The sequence below is a fragment of the Streptomyces sp. NPDC091292 genome, assembly GCF_044757265.1.
Lineage (GTDB): Bacteria > Actinomycetota > Actinomycetes > Streptomycetales > Streptomycetaceae > Streptomyces.
Genome location: NZ_JBIVUQ010000010.1, coordinates 258,037 through 278,578, shown reverse-complemented (window position 1 = coordinate 278,578; position 20,542 = coordinate 258,037). Strand labels below are relative to the sequence as shown.

The following is a 20,542-nucleotide window of genomic DNA, read 5'->3' as shown; positions in this document are numbered from 1 at the left end:
GACAGAGGGCGCGCGATCACCGCGCGCCCTTTCTCGTGGTCGAGCACGAACATGTTCGTCAGGAACGTGCCTGGCCAAGGTGCACACGGGCGGCCAGGCGATGCGCGCTCTCGACAAGCACGCGCGCGTGCTGCGCGGGGCTGCGGACGACACCGGCGACCCTGCTGGGCGACACTGCGCACCTAGTGTCCGCGTACGCCGGCGAGGGCACCAATCCGGCCATGATCGACGGCGCGGACCTCGGCAGCCGCTGGACATGTCCGCGCGGCGTTCGGACGCGTGAGCGGGAACTCCGCGCCCGCCGGAAACCGGCCCGGTCAGGCGCCTACGCCAACAACTCCCGGCACCGCTTGACGTCGTCCCCCATCGCGACGAGCAGCGCCTCGATCGACTCGAACTTCAGTTGGCCCCGTACGAAGGCCAGGAAGTCGACGGAGACGTGCAAGCCGTACAGGTCGAGCCCGACGCGGTCGATCGCGTACGCCTCCACGGTCCGTTCCGTGCCGTCGAAGGTCGGGTTGGTGCCGACGGAGATCGCGGCGGGCATCGCCTCGTCGCCGACGTTCAGCCACCCGGCGTAGACGCCGTCGGCGGGGATGGCGGTGTGCGGGAGGGTTTCCACGTTGGCGGTGGGGTAGCCCAGCTCACGGCCGCGCTGGGCGCCGCGTACGACGATGCCCTCGACGCGGTGCGGGCGGCCGAGGATCTCGGCGGCGCCCTCGACATCGCCCTCGGCGACCAGCCGCCGGGTCAGTGTGGAGGAGAACGGTTCGCCGCCGCCGGCCTCGCCACGGACGACCAGGTCGATGACGTCGACCTCGAAGTCGTAGTCGGCGCCCAGCTCGGCGAGGACGGTCACATTGCCGGCCGCCCGGTGTCCGAAGCGGAAGTTGGGGCCCTCGACGACGGCCTGGGCGTGCAACTTGTCGACCAGCACCTTGACCACGAAGTCGGCGGGTGACAGCTGCGAGAACTCGGTCGTGAACGGCAGGATCAGCAGCGCGTCCACGCCCAGGTCGGCCATCAGCTCGGCGCGCCGGTGGTGCGGGGCGAGCAGCGGCGGGTGGCTGCCGGGGCGGAGGACCTCGCTGGGGTGCGGGTCGAAGGTGACGACGACGGACGGGACGCCCAGCTCCCGCGCGCGCCGTACCGCACGGCCGATGATGAGCTGGTGCCCGCGGTGGACCCCGTCGTAGGACCCGATGGTGACGACGCTGCGCCCCCAGTCCTCGGGGATGTCCTCCAAGCCACGCCAGCGCTGCACTGTGACCGCTCCTCGTAGAACCTGTGCCGTGTTGATGTCCGGTTTCCGGTGTCCGGCGGGTCAGGGTGCCCGCCGAATCCGCAGGTCTAAGAGTGCCATGCCCGCTGCCCGCGACCGGCATCGGCATGGTGCTGTGACGAGGCGCACGCTCCGGGTGCCGGGCGGCCCCGAGCACGGGCGGTCAGGCGGGTACGCGTACGCCCGCGAGGTCCTCGATCGTGCGGCGGGCGCTCGGGCCGACGAGCGCCGCCCACTCCTGCGGCGCTCCGGTGAGCCAGCGGGCGGTCAGCGCGGCGAATCCGGGGACCGCGCGGGCGCGCTCGACCAGGGTCCGGTCGAAGGCGACGGCGCCTTCGGGGGTGCGGACGAGGGCAACGCCGACGCGGTGCACCAGCTCCCGGGTCCGGGCGTCGCCGCGCGCCGCCGCGCCGTCGGCGAGGGCCCGCAGGACGGCGGTGAGGACGTCGGGTTCCCGCTCGGCCGCGAGCAGGGTCTCCAGGAGTTCGGCCCGCAGCGCGCGCGAGGGCTGGGTGCCCGTCGCGGCGAGTACGGGGGCGAGGGCGGCGCGCACCGCAGGGGAGCCGCCGTGCAGGGCACCGGACACCAGCGGGACCAGCGTGGTCCGCGCCGACGGCCCGTGTTCGAGACGCAGCGCGACGAACCCGGCGACCTGAACGGCCGGCTCGGGCCGCCGCCCGAGGAGTTCCCGCACGAGGGCGGCGACCCGGCGGGCCGGGCCGGGCGCGGTGACATCGGCGAGGGTCCGCAGGGCGTCGGCCACGATCGCCGGGGGCGCGTCCCGCAGCCGCTGCGCGAAGGCGGCGAGCACGGGCTCCGGATGGGTACCGAGCGCGGGCGCGAGGGCCGCCGCCGGCAGGGCCGCGTCCCCGGCCGCGAACCGTTGCAGGGCGCGCGGCAGATGGCGGGCACGGGTCCGCGGATCGCGGACGAGGAGGGCGAGCGCCGCGCCGTGCAGGGTGCGGCCCGACGGCCGGGCGAGCAGGGTGAGCGCGGCGTGGCGGAGACGGTCGCGGTCGGCGTCCCCGGTGGCGTAGGGGACGACCTTGACGCCGTACGCGGCGGCGGCGACGTGCCGGTCCGGGCGGATGTCGTGGGCCCAACGGTCGACGGCGCGGCAGAGCGCGGAGGGCTCCTCCTCGGCGAGGACGGTGAGGAGTTCACCGGCGCGCGGATGCGTACAGACGACGAGGGCTTCGGTGAGGTCGTCCATGGCCCGGTGCCGGTGGGTGTGGAGCAGCGCCTGGGCGGCGGTCGCCACGGTGGCGTCGGGCGCCGCCCGCAGGGGCCGTTCGTCGGCGAACCAGCGGGTGAGGTGGGGCTGGACGGCGGCCGGATCGGCGACGAGGAGGGTGGCGGCGGCGTCGAGGTGGCGCTGCGGGGCGGTGGGCGGCCGGGCGCCGCTGTCCTGGGGCGCGTCGGCGACGACGAGCCTGCGCAGCAGGTCCAGCCGCTCCCCGTCCGGCAGCGGCAGCGCGCACCAGAAGGCCGGTCCGAACGCGCCGTCGGAGCCGGGCACCCGCCCGGCGGCGATCCGGTCGGCGAGATCCCGCAGCACTCCGAGGTACGAGGTGGTGTCCCGGACCCGGAGGAGGACACCGGTGAGCAGGCGGGTGGCCCACCAGAGGGAGTCGGACGCCACGCCTTCGACCGGTACGGGCACCGCCTGTCCGGCCGACTCCGCCACGGGAGCGGCGCCCTGCGCGGGCACCCGCACGGCTTCGGAGGCCTCCGGACACGCCGGACCATCCGACCGACCCCGATCCAAGGCGGCCGTCAACTCACCCAGCATCACGGCGAGTTGAGCGTCTCCCCGTTCCCGTCCGAACAGCAGCAGCGCCTGCACCACAGGCCCGATCCGGTGCCGCGGCACGGGCGGAACCGCCCGCCCCCGCCCCCGCCCGGCTCCCACCAGCGCCTCCAACGCCGCCTCCAGATCGAGGTGCGCCCCCTGGATCCAGTCGGCCACCTCCTCGTACGCGAACCGGAAACCGCTGCCCGCCGGGGTGAGCAGCCCTTCCGTGAGGACGGCCGACGCCCAGCCGGTGCGCCAGGGGAACACCGTTTCGAAGGTCGCCCGGTCCAGCTCACCCTGTCCGGGCCCGAGACAGCTCCGTGCCGCCTTGTGGACCTGCCCGGAGACCTGGGCCGCGAGCCTGCGTACGGCGGTGCCGCGCAGGCCGAGCGGGGCGGCGAGGCGTACGGCGATCCGCAGGCACATCAGATCGAGGTACGCGGTGAGGACCTGGTCGCGGTCGGGCTGTCCGTCGGGTGCGCCGGGTGCGCCGGGCGGCGTCGCGGCCCCTACTTCGGCGAGGAGGGCGAGGGTCAGCGGGTGGCGGGCGTCGGCGGGCGGCAGGGTGCCGTCCGGGATGCCGAGCCAGGCGCGGACCTGGTGGGCCTCGGTGTCCGAGAGGTCGCCGAGCGGGACACGGGTGGTGAGGTGGGCGGGGATGTGTGCCTCGGCGTGTTCCCAGTACTCGGGTCGGCAGGCCAGCGCGAGCCGGGCGCCGTGCTCGCACAGCCATGCGGTGGTGCGGGCGGTCCAGTCGGCGAGGCGGTGCGCCAGCGCGGGCGGCATCTCCTCGGGTCCGTCGAGCACCAGCACGAGGGGCCGCCCGCACTCCCGGGCGACCCGCGCGATCCGCTCGGGCGACACGTCCCCGAGGTCGACCTGCCGCACGGCCACCCCGTCGGACACCCCGCCGCACACCCCATCGCCCTCGTACGGCTCCCCCGCCCCCGCTCCCCCGCCCCGCCGCGCCCCCGACGAAGCCCGATGCGCTCCGGCGCCACGGACCCCCCACGCCCGCCCGCCCCGCACACCGGCCCGCTCCCCGGCCCCGGCCCCGGCCTCGCCCCCGGCCGGTTCCGGCCGCACGTCCGGCACCGTCCCGGCGATCCGTGCCGCCCGGGTCAGCGCGCGCAGTGCCGCGTCCGCGAGCGAGGCGTCGTCGGCGTGCAGATCGGCGCCCCGCAGCCACAGGGTGGGCGCGGGCTCCGTACCGCCGGACCGCCGTGCGGCGAAGGCGGCGAGTTCGGTCGTGCGGCCGGTGCCGGGCTCGCCGACGAGCGCCAGCACCAGGGCGCCGGTACCGCCCGCCTCGAAATCCGCCAACTCCCGTACAAAATACGGGCGTTCGACCGTACGGGTCAGGGGCGGGCGGGGCCCGTCGGAGCCCGTCGATGTCGCCGTCAGATGCAGGACGCCCGCGAGATTCAGATCCGTCCCGTACGCGGGCACGGTCCAGGCGTTGACCGCGAGCAGTTCGCTCAGCGCGCCGAATCCGGCCCCGGCGGCCTCCGCGCCCACGGTCCGCAGGGGCACAGCGAACCCCGCCGCGCTGCGCCCGGCCTCCAGCGCCGTCCCGATGACGGCGACCACCGCCCCCGTCCCGGCGTCGATGACCGGTCCCCCGGCCGCGATCCCGCCGAGCCGCAGCGCGTCGCTTCCGGCCGTGCCGACGGCCAACTCCATGGCGGAGCCGATGAGATGGAAGCGGTCGGTCGCGGTGTACGTCACCGGGGTCGTCCCCAGCACCCGCGCCTCACGCCAGCCGCCCGCCGCGATCCGCACATAGGTGCCGGTGGGGATGCGGTCCCGTACGGTCACGGGCAGCGGTACCAGGTCGAGGCCTTCGGTGTGGACGAGGGCGAGTCCGGCGGCGGGCAGGGGGACGACGGCGTCGGACGTGACCACGCAGGTACGGCCGCCGTCGGTGTGGAGCACTATGCGCGGCAGGCCGTCGACGGTCTCATGGGCGGTGACGACGGTACCGCGGTCGTCCGCCGCGAAGCCGACGCCCCGGGGACGCCCGGCCAGATCGCATATCCGGACCAGACTCCGGTCCGGCGCCCCCCGGTCCCCGAGGTCCCCGTGGTCTCCGTAGGGCAGGTCCCGTACCGTCATGTCGACCTCCCGCAGCGCCCCGTTCTTCCGACGGTAGGCGCCCGGTGATCACCGGGACAGGGCGCGGCTCGAACGCGCCCCCTTCCGCTCCCTCGGTTCACTCCGAGCGCCTGCCCGAAGGGGTGAACGGAACGGGCCTCTCGGATACATCCTGGAGGAGGGGGACCGTGGAGCGGCGCGCGGACGGGCAGTCCGCCCGCCGCTCCACAGGAAACGCCACACCGGAAACGTCACGCCGGAAACATGGCGCCGGAAACATCGCGGCGCAAGGCGCTCAGACGAAGACAGCCACGCTCTTCGCCTTGCCCTTCGACTCCTCCACGAGCAGCAGGAACCGCCCGTCCGGGTCGAAGACGGCGACGGGGCCCACGCCCGCGTAGCCGTCCGGCATGTCGAGCCGGACGCCGTTGAGCAGCAGCCGTGCGCGCCGGGCGTCGACGTCCCAGCGGGGAAAGGCCGCGGCGGCGGCATCGGCGAGCGGCATCACCGTCAGCTCCTGCTGCAACGCGTCGAGGGTACGGGCCGCCTCCAGCCGGTACGGGCCCACGCGAGTGCGCCGCAGCGCCGTGAGATGCCCGCCGACACCGAGGTCGGCGCCGAGGTCGCGGGCGAGGGCCCGGATGTACGTACCCGAGGAGCAGACCACCGAGACGACCAGGTCGAGAACGGGGGTGCCGTCGTCGGCGACGGCTTCCCGGACGTCGTACACCGCGAACGAGGAGACCGTCACCGGGCGCGCCGGGATCTCGAAGTCCTCGCCGTCGCGGGCCCGCTTGTAGGACCGCTTGCCGTCGATCTTGATGGCGCTGACCTTGGACGGGACCTGCATGATGTCGCCGGACAGCTTGGCGACTCCGGCGTCGATGGCGTCCCGGGTCACCGCCGACGCGTCCGTGGACGACATGAGGTCGCCCTCGGCGTCGTCGGTGACGGTGTCCTGGCCGAGCCGGATCGTGCCGAGATACTCCTTCTCGGTGAGCGCGAGATGGCCGAGGAGCTTGGTCGCCTTCTCCACACCGAGTACGAGGACGCCGGTGGCCATCGGGTCGAGCGTGCCGGCGTGGCCGACGCGGCGGGTCCGCGCGATCCCGCGCATCTTGGCGACCACGTCGTGCGAAGTGAAGCCCGACGGCTTGTCGACGATGACAAGGCCGTCGGGCGTCGTGTCCTTGCTGGTCATGCCGTGGCGTCGCCGTCCTCGTCACGGTCCGCGCCCGGCTCGCCGTCCTCCTCGTCGGGCTTGCGGTACGGGTCGGCGTCCCCCGCGTACCGCGCGCCGGCCGATGCCTCGCGTACCTTCTCGTCGGAGGCGCGTGCCTTGTCGAGAAGGTCCTCGATGGTCTTGGCGTTGTCGGGCAGGGCGTCGGCGACGAAGGCCAGCGTCGGGGTGAACTTCACGCCCGCCGCGCGGCCCACCTCGGAGCGCAGGACGCCCTTGGCGCTCTCCAGGCCCGCCGCGGCGGCGGCCCGCTCCTCGTCGTCCCCGTACACCGTGTAGAAGACGGTCGCCTCCCGCAGATCACCCGTGACCCGGGTGTCGGTGATGGTCACATGCGTACCGAGCCGCGGGTCCTTGATCCCGCGCTGGAGCTTCTGGGCCACCACCTCCCGGATGAGGTCCGCCAGCCTCTTCGCCCGCGCGTTGTCGGCCACTGGTCCGTCTCCTTCTTGAGCCTGTGCTCGTACTGCTTGCTACTTGCCACGTACTGCCTGCTACGTACTGCTTGCCACTTGCTGTGTTCAGTCTTCGTCGTTGTGGAGCCTGCGTCGCACGGAGAGCAGATCCACCTCCGGGCGCCCCGCGACCAGGCGCTCGCACCGGTCGAGTACGTCGGTGAGGTGCCCGGTGTCCCCGGAGACCACCGCGACGCCGATCTCGGCCCTGCGGTGCAGGTTCTGATTGCCGGTCTCCGCCACGCTCACCGCGTACTTCCGCTGGAGTTCCGCGACGATCGGGCGGACGAGAGAGCGTTTCTCCTTCAGTGAGCGAACATCGCCGAGGAGCAGATCGAAGGACAGTGTCCCCACATACATGTATGCCCGGATGTCCCGCCGGTTCGGGTTCAAGGGCCCCGCCAACCACTTGGCAGGGACATCAGAACCGTACACGCAAGGACCGGGGCCGATCGACGGGAATTTCTTCCCGCCGACCGGCCCCGGACCGGGATGCGTCAGCTACGGAGAGCTACCGCAGCCGGTGAGCTGCCGTGCGCTCAGACGCGCGGCTTCTCGCGCATCTCGTACGTCGCGATGACGTCGTCGATCTTGATGTCGTTGAAGTTTCCGAGGTTGATACCGCCCTCGAAGCCTTCGCGGATCTCGGTGACGTCGTCCTTGAAGCGGCGCAGGCCGTCGATGTTGAGGTTCTCCGCGATGACCTTGCCATCGCGCAGGAGACGGGCCTTGGTGTTGCGCTTGACCTCGCCGGAGCGGATGAGGACACCCGCGATGTTGCCCAGCTTGGACGAGCGGAAGACCTCGCGGATCTCCGCCGTGCCCAGCTCGACCTCTTCGAACTCCGGCTTGAGCATGCCCTTGAGGGCCGCCTCGATCTCTTCGATCGCCTGGTAGATGACCGAGTAGTACCGGACGTCCACGCCTTCGCGCTCGGCCATCTGCTGTGCGCGCCCGGCGGCGCGCACGTTGAAGCCGATCACGATGGCGTCCGAGCCCATCGCCAGGTCGATGTCGGACTCCGTGACCGCACCGACGCCGCGGTGCAGGACGCGGATGTCGACCTCTTCGCCGACGTCGAGCTGGAGCAGCGAGGACTCCAGGGCCTCGACCGAACCGGACGCGTCGCCCTTGATGATGAGGTTGAGCTGCTGGATCTCGCCGGCCTTGAGCACCTTGTCCAGGTCCTCCAGGGAGACGCGGCGCACCCGCTTGGCGAACGCGGCGTTGCGCTCGCGGGCGGCCCGCTTCTCGGCGATCTGGCGTGCCGTGCGGTCCTCGTCGACGACGATGAAGTTGTCGCCGGCGCCCGGGACGTTGGTCAGACCCAGGACCTGGACCGGTGTGGACGGTCCTGCCTCGTCGACCGTGTTGCCCTGGTCGTCGTGCATGGCGCGCACGCGGCCGTAGGCGTCGCCGACGACCATCGTGTCGCCGACGCGCAGGGTGCCGCGCTGGACGAGGACGGTCGCGGTGGCACCGCGGCCCCGGTCGAGGCGGGCCTCGATCGCGATGCCCTGTGCGTCCTGCTCCGGGTTGGCCCGCAGGTCGAGCGAGGCGTCCGCGGTGAGGACGACGGCCTCCAGGAGGCTGTCGATGTGCAGACCCTGCTTGGCGGAGATGTCGACGAACATGGTGTCGCCGCCGTACTCCTCGGCGACCAGGCCGAACTCGGTGAGCTGACCGCGCACCTTGGTCGGGTCCGCGCCCTCGACGTCGATCTTGTTGACCGCGACCACGATCGGCACGTCGGCCGCCTTGGCGTGGTTCAGCGCCTCGATCGTCTGGGGCATCACACCGTCGTTGGCCGCCACCACGAGGATCGCGATGTCGGTCGACTTGGCACCACGGGCACGCATGGCGGTGAACGCCTCGTGACCCGGGGTGTCGATGAAGGTGATCTTGCGGTCTTCGCCGTTGACCTCGGTCCTGACCTGGTAGGCACCGATGTGCTGGGTGATGCCGCCGGCCTCGCCCGCGACGACGTTCGTCTTGCGGATGGCGTCGAGGAGGCGGGTCTTGCCGTGGTCGACGTGGCCCATGACGGTGACGACCGGGGGACGCGAGACCAGGTGCTCCTCGCCGCCCTCGTCCTCGCCGAACTCCAGGTCGAAGGACTCCAGAAGCTCGCGGTCCTCCTCCTCGGGGCTCACGATCTGGACGGTGTAGTTCATCTCCGTCGCCAGCATTTCCAGCGTGTCGTCGGAGACGGACTGGGTCGCGGTGACCATTTCGCCGAGGTTCATCATCACCGCGACGAGCGACGCCGGGTTGGCGTTGATCTTCTCCGCGAAGTCGGTGAGCGACGCACCGCGCGACAGGCGAATGGCTTCGCCGTTGCCGCGAGGCAGCATCACGCCGCCGACCGACGGGGCCTGCATGGCCTCGTACTCCTGGCGCCTCTGCCGCTTCGACTTGCGACCGCGACGCGCGGGACCGCCGGGACGGCCGAAGGCGCCCTGCGTGCCACCGCGGCCACCGGGGCCGCCGGGACGGCCGCCGAAGCCGGGACGGCCACCGCCGCCACCGCCGAAGCCGCCGCCACCACCGCCGCCACCGGGACGACCGGCGAAGCCGCCGCCGCCACCGGGACGACCGGCACCGGCGCCACCGCCGCCACCGGGGCGTCCGGCGAAGCCGCCGCCGCCTCCGGGACGACCGCCGCCACCGCCGCCGCCGGGACGGCCCGCGCCTCCCGGTCCGCGACCGCCACCGGGGCCACCGCCGGGGCGGGGGCCGGCAGCGGGACGCTGCGGCATCATGCCGGGGTTCGGACGGTTGCCACCGGGGCCGCCGGGGCCGCCGCCGGGACGGGGCGCCTGCGGACGGGGCATGCCGCCCGGGGTGGGACGCGCGCCGCCGGGACCGGACTGCGGGCGGGGACCGCCCTGACCGGCGCCTTGGGGACGCTGGCCGCCGGGACCGCCGGGGCGGTCGCCGCCGGGACGCGGGGCGCCGCCGGGACGGGGCGCCTGGGGGCGCGCCATGCCGGTGGAGCCGCCGGACGTGAAGGGGTTGTTGCCCGGACGCGGGCCCGCGGGACGGGCGCCGCCGGGGCGCGGGGCCTGGCCGCCGGAGCGCGGGGCGCCCTGACGGTCACCACGGCCCTGGCCGCCACCCTGGCCACCCTGACCGCCCTGGCCGGGCGCCGGACGGGCGCCGGGCTTGGGGCCGCCGGGACGGGCGGGACCCGAGGAGCGCGGAGCCGCGGGGGCGGCGGGCGCCGAGGAGGCCGCGGCCGGAGCCGGGGCCGACGGGGGTGCGGTGAACTCCGGGACGACCGGGGCGGCCGGAGCGGGCTTGGGAGCCGGCTTCGGGCCGGGCCGGGGGCCGGAGGCGGGTGTCGCGGGAATGCTGGGTGCCGCGGCGGCGGGCGCGGGGCGCTCGGCCACGGCGGGCTTGGGCGCCGGCGGCCTGGGGGCAGCCGGACGTGCCGCCTGCGCCGGGGAGGGCGCGGCGGGCCTGGGGGCGGCCTTCTTGGGGGCCGAGGGGCGCGCGCCGGACTTGCCGGAGCCGTTGCCCTGCTGGAAAGCGTCGGTCAGTTTGCGTACAACGGGCGCCTCGATCGTCGACGACGCCGAACGGACGAATTCACCGAGTTCTTGGAGCTTGGCCATGACGACCTTGCTCTCCACCCCGAACTCCTTGGCGAGTTCGTATACCCGGACCTTAGCCACTTCGCTCCTTTTAGGTCCGGGTTACGCCGGACCGTCGCTACTTCATGGGCGTACTCATCGCGTACTCATCGAGTGCTCATCGCAATCTCGACCTACTTCCGACTCGCGAGGTACCAGAACCGCACGGGGGTTCCGTACGGCACGTCTTTCGGTGTTGCCTTGGTGTTGCCTGCGTCAGCAACGGTCCTGGACGGCCAGGCGCAGCGCTTCCGTGTCGAGCTGTCCCCGGGCGCGGAAAGCCCTGGTGAAAGCCCGACGGCGCACCGCCAGGTCGAGACAGACCGGAACGGGGTGAACGTAAGCACCCCGGCCGGGCAGCGTACCGCGAAGATCGGGGACGCATGCGTCCTCGATCCGTACGATCCGCAGCAGATCGCTCTTGGCCGCTCGCTCCCGGCAACCCACGCAGGTTCGCTCAGGGCAGGCCCGGGTGTGCGTCCGGCCAGACACGCTTTAGTCTACCTCCCCGCGCCGACCTCACCCCTTTGGGGGAAGATTCGAACACTTGCCGGTCCCATACTGTCGTGATCTCGGCGGATCGCGGCCGGGATTTTTCCCCGGCGCTGGTCCGCCGGTGGTCAGCCCCGGTCTTCGGACCGCTCTTCCGGCTGCTCGGTGTCGGGCCTGATGTCGATGCGCCAGCCGGTGAGGCGGGCGGCGAGGCGGGCGTTCTGGCCCTCTTTGCCGATGGCGAGCGACAGCTGGTAGTCGGGCACCGTCACGCGCGCGGAGCGGGCGGCGAAGTCGACTACGTCGACGCGGGAGACCCGGGCCGGCGAGAGCGCGTTGGCGACCATCTCGGCGGGGTCGTCGGACCAGTCGACGATGTCGATCTTCTCGCCGTTCAGCTCGGCCATCACATTGCGGACCCGGCCGCCCATGGGGCCGATGCAGGCGCCCTTGGCGTTGAGCCCGGACCGGGTCGACCGTACGGCGATCTTGGTGCGATGGCCCGCCTCGCGCGCGATGGCGGCGATTTCGACGGAGCCGTCGGCGATCTCCGGGACCTCCAGGGCGAAGAGCTTCTTCACCAGGTTGGGGTGGGTGCGCGACAGGGTCACGGACGGGCCGCGTACGCCCTTCGCCACCCGGACGACGTACGACCGCAGCCGCAGGCCGTGCTGGTAGTCCTCGCCGGGCACCTGTTCCTGCACGGGCAGGATCGCTTCGAGCTTGCCGATGTCCACCAGGACGTTCTTCGGGTCGCGGCCCTGCTGGACGACGCCCGTGACGATGTCGCCCTCGCGGCCCGCGTACTCGCCGAGGGTCGCGTCGTCCTCGGCGTCGCGCAGCCGCTGGAGGATGACCTGCTTGGCGGTCGTCGCGGCGATCCGGCCGAATCCGGAGGGGGTGTCGTCGAACTCGCGGGCCTCCTGGCCCTCCTCCAGGTCGGAGGGGTCCTCCTTGGCCCAGACGGTCACATGGCCGGTGTCGCGGTCGAGCCGCACGCGCGCGTGGCGGCGGCTTCCCTCGGTGCGGTGGTACGCGATGAGGAGCGCCGACTCGATCGCCTCGACCAGCAGGTCGAAGGAGATCTCCTTCTCCCGGACCAGACCCCGCAGGGCACTCATGTCGATGTCCACGGCTACGCCTCCTCTGCCTCTTCGTGCGTGTCGTTCGTGTCGTCGTGCTTGCGGTTGAACTCGATCTCCACGCGCGCCTTGGCGACCGCGTCGAAGGCGAGCCTGCGTGAGGTGGGCTTGCGGCCCTTGACGCCGGGGACTTCGAGGTCGAGCCCGTCGTCGTCGACCGTGAGCACGCGGGCGACGACTTCACCGCCGTCGTGGAGCTGGAACTTGACGAGACGGCCCACCGCGCGCGCGTAGTGGCGGTGTTCGGTGAGCGGGCGGTCGGCGCCGGGGGACGTCACTTCGAGGACGTACTCGCCGGAGCCCATGGCGTCGGTCGCGTCGAGCCGGTCGGAGATCTCACGGCTCAGTTCGGCACAGGTGTCGAGCAGCACGCCCTCGTCGGAGTCCACCACGATGCGCAGCACACGTCGCTTGCCGGCCGGGGTCACTGTGATCTCTTCGAGATCCAGGTCCTGGGAGCTGACGAGCGGTTCCAGTAGTTCCCGCAGCCTCTCGCTCTGGGTGGTGCTCATCCGGGTGACTCCTCGGCCGCGTGTGCTGTTGTGGGAAGGTCCTGTGTCAGGTCAAAGGGTATCCGGTCGCGGAGGGTGTTGCCGTCCACCGACCGGGACCTCCCGGGTACCGTGATCAACGCCGAATCACCCTCCGCACTCCCTTCGCCACACCCTCCCTTCGTGAAGCCCAGAGGACGTCTGCCGTGTCGTTCACCATGCCGTCGCGCTCCCGGTCCGGGCCGCGCCGTAGGAGTCTGCTCGCCGGGATCGCGGGCGCCGGGGCCGTGCTGCTCACGGGCTGCTCGGGCGACGAGTCGCCGGACGGCGGGCCGGGCCGCCCGTCGGCCGTGGTGCGGGCACGCGCGCGTGCGGCCCGGGACAGCGTCGCGCTGGCCGAGCGGTACGACGCGGTGCTCGCGTCGCATCCCGGGCTCGCGGACCGGCTCGCGCCGCTGCGGGCCGAGGTCGAACGGCACGCGGAGGCGTTCGGGCACGAGGAGCCGAAGCGCGCGGAGCCGGAGAAGTCCGCGTCACCGGGATCTGTGGAGGCCGCCGCCGCTTCCTCCTCGCCCTCGTCCGCTCCGTCGGCGGCCTCCGTACCGGCCGATCCGAAGAAGGCGCTCTCGTGGCTGGCGGCTGCGGAGCGGGAGACGGCCGACCGGCGGGTGACGCAGTCGCTGGACCTGCCGGGTGAGGACGCGCGGCTGCTGGCGTCCGTGGCGGCGGCGGGCGCCGCGCACGCGTATGTGCTGACGGAGGGCGACAAGTGACGGACGTGACGAAGGCTCCGGCGGCGCGCGGGGAAAGCGGTGCCGCGAAGAAGGCCGAGCTGAAGGCCGTACAGGCGGCGCTCGCGGCGGAGCACGCTGCGGTCTACGGCTACGGCGTCGTGGGCGGCCGGATCCGCGACGGCCGGTCGGACGACGCCCGCGCGGCGTACGACGCCCACCGCGCCCGGCGCGACGAACTCGCCCGTGCGGTACGGGACTTGGGCGGGCAGCCCGAGCCGTCGGCGGCGGCGTACGCGCTGCCGTTCCCGGTGCCGGACTCGGCAGCGGCGGTGCGGCTCGCCGCGGATCTGGAGGAACGGATCGCGGGTGTGTACGCGGATCTGGTGCGGGCGGCCAAGGGTGAGCGGCGGCGGGCGGCGGCGGACGCCCTGCGGGACGCGGCGGTGCGGGCGGTGCGCTGGCGGGGCGGCAGCGTAGCCTTCCCTGGTCTCGCCGAGCGGGCCGGTACCCCGGAGTCGACGGCGAAGGCGACGCCGCACACGTAGCACGGCCGGACCGCCGTGCCGCTGTTCCGCCCGGAAGGACTGCACGCACCCATGGCTTTCGAACCGCCGGAGCGCCTCACGAGGGCGCTCGGCGAGGCGCGGTACGCCGGTGGCTCCGCCGAAGCGGACGGCACGCGCGCGTGGCTGGAATCGCTCGGTAAGTACGTCGACGAGGCCGTCGAGCGGGGCGGGCTGACCGTCGAGCGGGTGCATGTGCCCGGGGGCCGCAGCAGCGTCGTGGTACTGGTCAGGCGCGCGGACGGCACGCCCGCCGTGCTGAAGCTGGCGCCGGCGCGGTGTCGCCCGGAGAGTGAGCGCGCGGCTCTCGCGCACTGGAACGGTACGGGTGCGGTGCAGCTGGCGCCGGACGACGACGGCTCCCCCGGGGTGCTCCTGCTGGAACGGCTCCAGCCAGATGTCTCCGTGCGGTCGCTGCCGGAGGCGAAGTCGATGCTGGAGGCGGCCGGGACGCTGCGGCGGCTGTGGGTGGAGCCGCCCGCTGACGGCGTCCATGTGTTCGAGACGGTGGCGGAGCGGACCGGGCGGCAGGCCGAGGCGATGCGGGCGTCCGCCGGTGCGGAGGTCGGGGGGCTGGTCGACGCGGCGCTCGCGGCGCGGGACGAGTTGTTGGCCGCGCCGCCTGAGCGGAGGTTGCTGCACGGGACGTTCCGGCAGAGCAAGGTGTTGGCCGGGGAGCGGTTTCCGTGGCTGGCCGTGGGGCCCGATCCGGTGGTGGGTGAGTGTGCGTTCGATCTGGCGCGGTTGGTGCGGGACCGGGTCGAGGATGTGATCGCTTCGCCGTCGGGGGCATCGATCACTCGGCGGCGGGTGAAGCGGCTTGCCGAGTCGCTGGATCTTGATCAGGACCGGGTGCGGGGGTGGGCGTTGTTTCGGGCGGTGGAGTCGGGTGTACGGGCACTTCGCGTGGGGCGGTCGCGGGATGCGGAGCTTTTGTTGGAGTTCTCCGGGTGGCTTTGAGGCCCCCCGGTCCCCCGGGGCCCGTGCCGGGCCGGGCTTTCCTTCCGGGTCACCGGTGGATCGGGCTGTGCCCACCCGTTCCGCCGTGCGGAACGCCTGCCCACAGCGGGTCGGGGCGGGAAGGCGGGTGGGCGGGAGCGGGTCGGCGGGAACGCCTGCCCACAGCGGGGACGGCGGAAGGGTGGGTGGGTTCCTTGGGATCAGGCCGTCAGCCTCGTCAGGGCCTCTTCCGCTGTCAGCTCTTCCCGCGCCCCTGTCCTGCGGTCCTTCAGTTCGAGGATTCCTTCTGCTGAGCGGCGGCCCGCGATCAGGATGGTGGGGACGCCGATGAGTTCCGCGTCCGTGAACTTGACGCCCGGGGAGACTCCGGCGCGGTCGTCCACCAGGACCCGTACGCCGGCGGCCGTGAGGCGTTCGGCGACGTCGAGGGCGAGTTCCGTCTGGAGGGCCTTGCCTGCGGCGACCACGTGGACGTCGGCGGGTGCGATCTCCTGGGGCCAGCACAGGCCCTGGTCGTCCGCCGTCTGCTCGGCGAGTGCCGCGACGGCGCGCGAGACCCCGATGCCGTAGGAGCCCATGGTCACGCGGACCGGCTTGCCCTGCTGGCCGAGGACGTCGAGTCCGAAGGTGTCCGCGTACTTGCGGCCGAGCTGGAAGATGTGGCCGATCTCGATGGCGCGGTCCAGCTTGAGGCCGGTGGAGCAGGCGGGGCAGGGGTCGCCCTCTTCGACCACGACGACGTCCAGGTAGTCGTCGACCTCGAAGTCCCGGCCGCACACCACGTCGCGCGCGTGGGTGTCCTTCTTGTTGGCGCCGGTGATCCAGGAGGTGCCGGGTGCGATGCGCGGGTCGGCGATGTAGCGGATCTTCTCCAGGCCCTGCGGGCCGACATAGCCGCGTACGAGATCGTCGCGGCCCTCGAAGTCCTCGGCGGTGACGAGTTCCACGACGGCGGGTGCGAGGTGTTCGCCGAGCTTGCCGAGGTCGACCTCGCGGTCGCCGGGGACGCCGACGGCGACGATCTCGCCGTCGACCTTGACGAGGAGGTTCTTGAGGGTGGCCGACGCGGGCACGCCCAGGTGCTCGGCCAGGGACTCGATGGTCGGTGTGTCGGGGGTGTCCAGCTCCTCGACGGGCCCGTGCGCGGCGCCGTCGACCGGCTTGAGCGGGAAGGTGACCGCTTCGGTGTTGGCGGCGTAGTCGCAGGCGGGACAGTCCACGAAGGTGTCCTCACCGGCGGCGGCGGGCGCGAGGAACTCCTCGGACGCGGAACCGCCCATCGCGCCGGAGACGGCGGAGACGATGCGGTAGTCGAGACCCAGGCGCGCGAAGATCTTCTGGTACGCGGCGCGGTGCAGCCCGTACGCCTCGGCGAGACCTTCGTCGGTGGTGTCGAAGGAGTACGAGTCCTTCATCTGGAACTCGCGTCCGCGCAGGACGCCGGACCGGGGGCGGGCCTCGTCGCGGTACTTGGTCTGGATCTGGTAGAGCATCACGGGCAGGTCCTTGTAGGACGCGACCTGGTCCTTGACGACGAGCGTGAAGATCTCCTCGTGCGTCGGGCCGAGCAGATACTCGCCGCCCTTGCGGTCCTTGAGGCGGAACAGCAGGTCGCCGTACTCCTCCCAGCGCGCGGACGCCTCGTACGGCTCCTTGGGCAGCAGGGCGGGGAGCAGGACCTCCTGGGCGCCGATGGCGTCCATCTCCTCGCGGACGACGCGCGAGATGTTGTCGAGGACCTTCTTGCCGAGCGGCAGCCAGGTCCAGATGCCGGCCGCGTTGCGGCGTACGTAACCGGCGCGGACCAGCAGCTTGTGGCTGAGCGTCTCGGCGTCCGCCGGGTCGTCGCGCAGCGTCTTGATCATCAAGCGGGACATGCGCTGGACCTGGGCCATGGTGAACTCCTGCTGCGAAAGGGTGATGGGCAGGAGGTTAGCCGGGGCCGCCGGGCCCGAGGAAATCGGTTGTTACCCGTACGGCTCCTCGCGGCGCAGCAGAGGCAGCGGCGCCCCCATGACCGCGTACGGTTTCGGAGCGCTCGGGAACTGGACCTGGCGGGCCAGGTCGCGGTAGCCGAGGGAGCGGTACAGGGCGCGGGCCGGGCTCTCGATGTCGATGGCCGACAGGATCGAGCGGGGCTGCGCGGCGGTGTCGGTGAGGCCGGTGATCAGGCCGCGTCCGATGCCCCGGTTCTGGTAGCCGGGGTGGACGTGGAGTTCCGTGATCACGAAGGACCCGTCGAGCCAACCGTCGTGCCCCTGGAGGCGCAGATAGGGCTGGACGACGGTGGACCACCAGTGGGCGCGGTCGTTGGGCATGCCGTAGACGAAGCCGACGAGCCGGCCGTCCGCGCGGGTGGCGCCGAGTGCGCGGGCCCCCGGGTAGGTGAGGTGCCGCAGCACGATCTGGCGCCGCACGCTGATCTCGTCGTCGCTGAGTCCGAAGGCGTGCGCCTGCACGGCCAGGGCCTCGTCCACGCGTGCCGCGAGGTCCAGCGGCCCGAGAAAGACGTCGTCGTCGGGGATACGGGAGCCGGACCCGGGAAAGCGCAGCATGCCGGGGAGACTACCTCGGGGGCGGTGGGTCGGGGTGGGTCGCGCGGGCGCGCGCCCGGCGGCCACCGGGTCAGAACAGGACACTCATGAAGGCGCCGACCTCCTGGAACCCCACGCGCCGGTACGCGGCCCGCGCCGCCGTGTTGTAGTCGTTGACGTAGAGGCTGGCGACGGGGGCGACATCGGCGAGCGCGTACCGCAGGACGGCCGCCATGCCGGGCGCCGCGAGTCCCTGGCCCCGGTATTCGGGGGCGACCCAGACGCCCTGGATCTGGCACGCCTGCGAGGTCGCGGCGCCGATCTCCGCCTTGAAGACGACCTTGCCGTCCTGATCGACGCGGGCGAACGAGCGCCCCGCGCCGACGAGTTCCGCGACCCGGGCCTGGTAGAGCAGGCCGCCGTCCCCGGCGAGCGGCGATACGCCGACCTCCTCGGTGAACATGGCCACGCACGCGGGCATGATCGTCTCCATCTCGTCCTTGCGGATGCGGCGGACGTACGGATCCGGGGCGACGGTGTCGGAGAGCCGGTCGGTGACCATCAGGGGCTGGTGGGCGCGTACCTCGCGCGCGGGGCCCCAGTTCGGTTCGAGGAGCCGCCACAGCAGGGCGGTGGGTTCGGCGGGGCCGACGATCGAGGAGCAGCGGCGGCCGGCGCGGCGGGCCCGGTCGGCGAAGCCGCGCACCGCGCGCGGGGTCGCGCAGAGCGGGACGAGGTTGGCGCCCGCGTAGCAGAGGGATTCCAGCATCCCGTCCTCGTACCAGCCCCACATCTCGCCGCCGAGGCGCCAGGGGTCGAGTCCGGCGATCTGGACGCGCGAGGTGACGAAGGCGTTGGCCACCGGCTCGCGGTCGAGCACGGCGAGCGCTGCGTCGAGGTCACTCGGTTCGAGGACCCTGGTGGTGGTCTGAGTCAACACGTTCGCGGGGGCCTCACCATACGGTCTGCTGGTCCTGGCACTGTACCTGGCGAGGTTGTGGGGCGCCGCCCGGTGGAGAGGAGCCGCCGGGCGGCGCACCGTGGTGGGGAGGGTCAGCCGTGGCTCTTCGGGTGGCCGTGTCCGACCTGGATCTCGTCGATCTGGAGCTGCTGGTAGAAGCGGGGCACGGTCGGCGAGGACCACGTGGTGGCGACATCGAGCCGGACGTAGCGGGTGCGGACGCCGTCGGTGCCGAGGTCGATGAAGCGGATGCCCCGCGCGCTCTCCAGGACCCCGGCCCGCACCTGCCGCCAGGTGGTGCCGTCCTCGCTCACGGACACGGTGTAGTCCTTGATACGGGCGGAGTCCTCGGGGCGCCCGAAGGTCTCCCGGTTGTACGTGGGTGACCACTCGCGCTGGTTGATGCCGAGGTAGGCGGCCCGCTTCACGCGCCCCAGGTCGAGGGTGAGCGAGGCGGGGAGCGTGCCCTTGTTGTCCCAGTAGGTGGTGAAGTCGCCGTCGGTGAGGGCGGGTTCGCTCGCCTTGACGGAGCCCGTGGGGTAGACGCCTTCGCGGTGCGGCAGGGTCTCGACCTTGAGGACGGTGTCGTACGGGTCCCAGTCGGTCACGGACCGGACGGTGAGGGTGCCGTCGCGCTGGTCGAAGGGGTACCGCTTCCCGGTCCGCAGGTCGGTGACGCGCTTGACGCGGTAGCCGTTGTCCCGGACGCGTACCTGGTCGCCGGTGGTGGGCTTGGTGGTCACGTGCAGGTACTGGGTGGTGGGGCGGGTCCGGCTGACGGTGACATAGCCGTAGGCGCCGTCGTTCCAGGCGCCGGGCTGCATGCCCCCGTACAGATATCCGCCGCCGTCGACGCCGTGCAGGGATTCCCAGATCGGTGGCAGGTAGTCCTTCATGAAGTCGGTGAACGCCTGCTGTTTCGGCGGGAACCTTCCGTCGACCATGGCGGTCAGGTCCATCAGGGACCGGATCGAGGTACCGGCGTTGGCGACATAGCGGCCGACGTTGAGCCCGGTGCTCACCGGCCGGTCCTGGCCGTCGTACCACCAGGAACCGGTGTCCGGGACCTTGTAGCAGGACTCGGTGAGCCGGGGCAGCGGGGTCCAGATCGCGGCGGGCTGGTCGTAGGGCGGGACCATGCCCGTCTTCTGCTCGTGGGACACCATGTCCATGATCGGGGTGTCCTCGTTGTTGTTGCTCAGCGTCATGTCGGGGCGCAGCTCGCGGATCTGCTCGTAGAGCTGGTGCTGTTCCCAGTACGCGTTGTCGTTGTCGATCCAGAAGCCCGCCAGCTTCGGGTAGTTGCGCATGACCTCGAAGAAGTTCTCGTACGAGAATTCCCCGAAGCCGTCCCGTGTGGTGAGGTCGACGTCCTTGCCCTTGTGGGCGGAGTAGGCGGCCGAGTCGAGGGTTTCGATGCCCTGTTCGGCGTGCCACTGGGGGTCGTCGGTCATGTAGAGGATGGTCTTGAGGCCCTGGGCCTCGGCCGCGTCGACGAGTTCGCCGAGGATGTCCCGCCGGGTGGAGCAGGAGCCGGGGATGGCCGATGGCCAGGGGCGGGCGTAGCCGAGGCGGGAGTGGAAGGTGGCCAGGACGATGTAGCTCGCCTTGAGCTTCTTGGCCTCGTCGACCCAGTAGTCCGGGGTCCAGCCGCTGTCGGTGACGGCCTTCTCCCAGGATTCGCAGGTGTAGTGCTTGGGCGCGGTGAACATGCCCCAGTGCAGGAAGAGCCCGGCGGTGGCGTTCCGGAGCATGGATTGGCGGGCCGGGTCGGCGGGTGCGGTGTCGTGGGCCTGGGCGGCGGGGGTGACGGCCAGGAGGAGGCCGGCGAGGAGGGAGAGGACGGCGGCCCACAAGGGGGCTCTGCGGGAGGTACGGGTGGTACGGGTGGTTCCGGTGCGGGAGGTGCGGGTCACGCGGTCACCTCGGTTCCGTAGACGTGGAGGGCGTCGCAGTCGGCCTTGGCGGTTGGCGCGCGCTCCTGGTCATCCGATGAATGGCTGCACTGAACCTCGTATCCGAAGGGGGTGGAACGCTAACAAAGGGCAGCCAGCGCTTTCTTCAGCCGACACGCCCGAATAAGTTGCTGCCAGACATCGGATCTGTCAAGACGATGTGCGGAGAGGGACCGGAGTGAACCCGGACATGGAACCCGGACATGGCT

General features: G+C 72.4%; 16 protein-coding genes. 3 read left to right on the top strand and 13 right to left on the bottom strand.

The genetic code is table 11. The features are described 5' to 3' along the window. Window positions 1–325 precede the first annotated feature (325 nt). The 9 genes from ACIQNU_RS26495 to rimP form a co-directional block, all read right to left on the bottom strand. On the bottom strand, window positions 326–1,264 hold the full coding sequence (locus ACIQNU_RS26495) for a bifunctional riboflavin kinase/FAD synthetase (RefSeq protein ID WP_401371065.1): 939 nt from the start codon (window positions 1,262–1,264) through the stop codon (window positions 326–328). Window positions 1,265–1,445: 181 nt separating this feature from the next. Beyond that, window positions 1,446–5,192, bottom strand: a complete 3,747-nt coding sequence (locus ACIQNU_RS26490; protein ID WP_401371062.1) for a serine protease — start codon at window positions 5,190–5,192, stop codon at window positions 1,446–1,448. Window positions 5,193–5,466: 274 nt separating this feature from the next. Beyond that, a complete protein-coding gene (gene truB / locus ACIQNU_RS26485) occupies window positions 5,467–6,372 on the bottom strand; it encodes a tRNA pseudouridine(55) synthase TruB (RefSeq protein WP_401371059.1) in 906 nt (301 codons plus the stop codon). Further along, window positions 6,369–6,845 carry a 30S ribosome-binding factor RbfA gene (gene rbfA, locus ACIQNU_RS26480; RefSeq protein ID WP_401371057.1) on the bottom strand — a complete coding sequence of 159 codons (477 nt, stop codon included), beginning with the start codon at window positions 6,843–6,845 and terminating at the stop codon, window positions 6,369–6,371. The genes truB and rbfA overlap by 4 nt, the downstream gene beginning before the upstream one ends. A gap of 87 nt (window positions 6,846–6,932) precedes the next feature. Continuing rightward, window positions 6,933–7,226: a DUF503 domain-containing protein gene (locus ACIQNU_RS26475; protein ID WP_401371055.1), complete on the bottom strand. Its 294-nt coding sequence runs from the start codon at window positions 7,224–7,226 to the stop codon at window positions 6,933–6,935. Window positions 7,227–7,405: 179 nt separating this feature from the next. Then, the gene (infB, locus tag ACIQNU_RS26470; RefSeq protein ID WP_401371052.1) at window positions 7,406–10,543 is read right to left on the bottom strand and encodes a translation initiation factor IF-2; all 3,138 of its coding nucleotides are present in this window, start codon (window positions 10,541–10,543) and stop codon (window positions 7,406–7,408) included. 174 nt (window positions 10,544–10,717) lie between these two features. Beyond that, on the bottom strand, window positions 10,718–10,993 hold the full coding sequence (locus ACIQNU_RS26465; protein ID WP_401371050.1) for a YlxR family protein: 276 nt from the start codon (window positions 10,991–10,993) through the stop codon (window positions 10,718–10,720). A 128-nt stretch (window positions 10,994–11,121) separates the two neighbouring features. Next, window positions 11,122–12,126 (bottom strand): transcription termination factor NusA, encoded by a 1,005-nt coding sequence (gene nusA / locus ACIQNU_RS26460; protein WP_401371048.1) that lies wholly within the window; start codon window positions 12,124–12,126, stop codon window positions 11,122–11,124. 2 nt (window positions 12,127–12,128) lie between these two features. Further along, window positions 12,129–12,647 carry a ribosome maturation factor RimP gene (gene rimP / locus ACIQNU_RS26455; protein WP_401371046.1) on the bottom strand — a complete coding sequence of 173 codons (519 nt, stop codon included), beginning with the start codon at window positions 12,645–12,647 and terminating at the stop codon, window positions 12,129–12,131. A 185-nt stretch (window positions 12,648–12,832) separates the two neighbouring features. Between rimP and ACIQNU_RS26450 the strand changes: the two genes are divergently transcribed. Genes ACIQNU_RS26450 through ACIQNU_RS26440 form a run of 3 tightly spaced genes read left to right on the top strand, consistent with a single transcriptional unit; the run spans window position 12,833 to window position 14,883 of the window. Continuing rightward, window positions 12,833–13,399 carry a hypothetical protein gene (locus ACIQNU_RS26450; RefSeq protein WP_401371043.1) on the top strand — a complete coding sequence of 189 codons (567 nt, stop codon included), beginning with the start codon at window positions 12,833–12,835 and terminating at the stop codon, window positions 13,397–13,399. A gap of 5 nt (window positions 13,400–13,404) precedes the next feature. Then, a complete protein-coding gene (locus ACIQNU_RS26445; protein ID WP_401371153.1) occupies window positions 13,405–13,905 on the top strand; it encodes a ferritin-like domain-containing protein in 501 nt (166 codons plus the stop codon). A gap of 51 nt (window positions 13,906–13,956) precedes the next feature. Beyond that, window positions 13,957–14,883: an aminoglycoside phosphotransferase family protein gene (locus ACIQNU_RS26440; RefSeq protein ID WP_401371040.1), complete on the top strand. Its 927-nt coding sequence runs from the start codon at window positions 13,957–13,959 to the stop codon at window positions 14,881–14,883. Between the two features lie 200 nt (window positions 14,884–15,083). Here ACIQNU_RS26440 and ACIQNU_RS26435 read toward each other — a convergent pair whose 3' ends face one another. The 4 genes from ACIQNU_RS26435 to ACIQNU_RS26420 form a co-directional block, all read right to left on the bottom strand. After that, on the bottom strand, window positions 15,084–16,778 hold the full coding sequence (locus ACIQNU_RS26435; RefSeq protein WP_401371037.1) for a proline--tRNA ligase: 1,695 nt from the start codon (window positions 16,776–16,778) through the stop codon (window positions 15,084–15,086). A gap of 72 nt (window positions 16,779–16,850) precedes the next feature. Continuing rightward, window positions 16,851–17,438, bottom strand: a complete 588-nt coding sequence (locus ACIQNU_RS26430; protein WP_401371034.1) for a GNAT family N-acetyltransferase — start codon at window positions 17,436–17,438, stop codon at window positions 16,851–16,853. 70 nt (window positions 17,439–17,508) lie between these two features. Continuing rightward, a complete protein-coding gene (locus ACIQNU_RS26425; RefSeq protein ID WP_401371031.1) occupies window positions 17,509–18,357 on the bottom strand; it encodes a GNAT family N-acetyltransferase in 849 nt (282 codons plus the stop codon). A 113-nt stretch (window positions 18,358–18,470) separates the two neighbouring features. Continuing rightward, a complete protein-coding gene (locus tag ACIQNU_RS26420) occupies window positions 18,471–20,294 on the bottom strand; it encodes an alpha-L-fucosidase (RefSeq protein ID WP_401371029.1) in 1,824 nt (607 codons plus the stop codon). Between the last annotated feature and the right edge of the window lie 248 nt (window positions 20,295–20,542).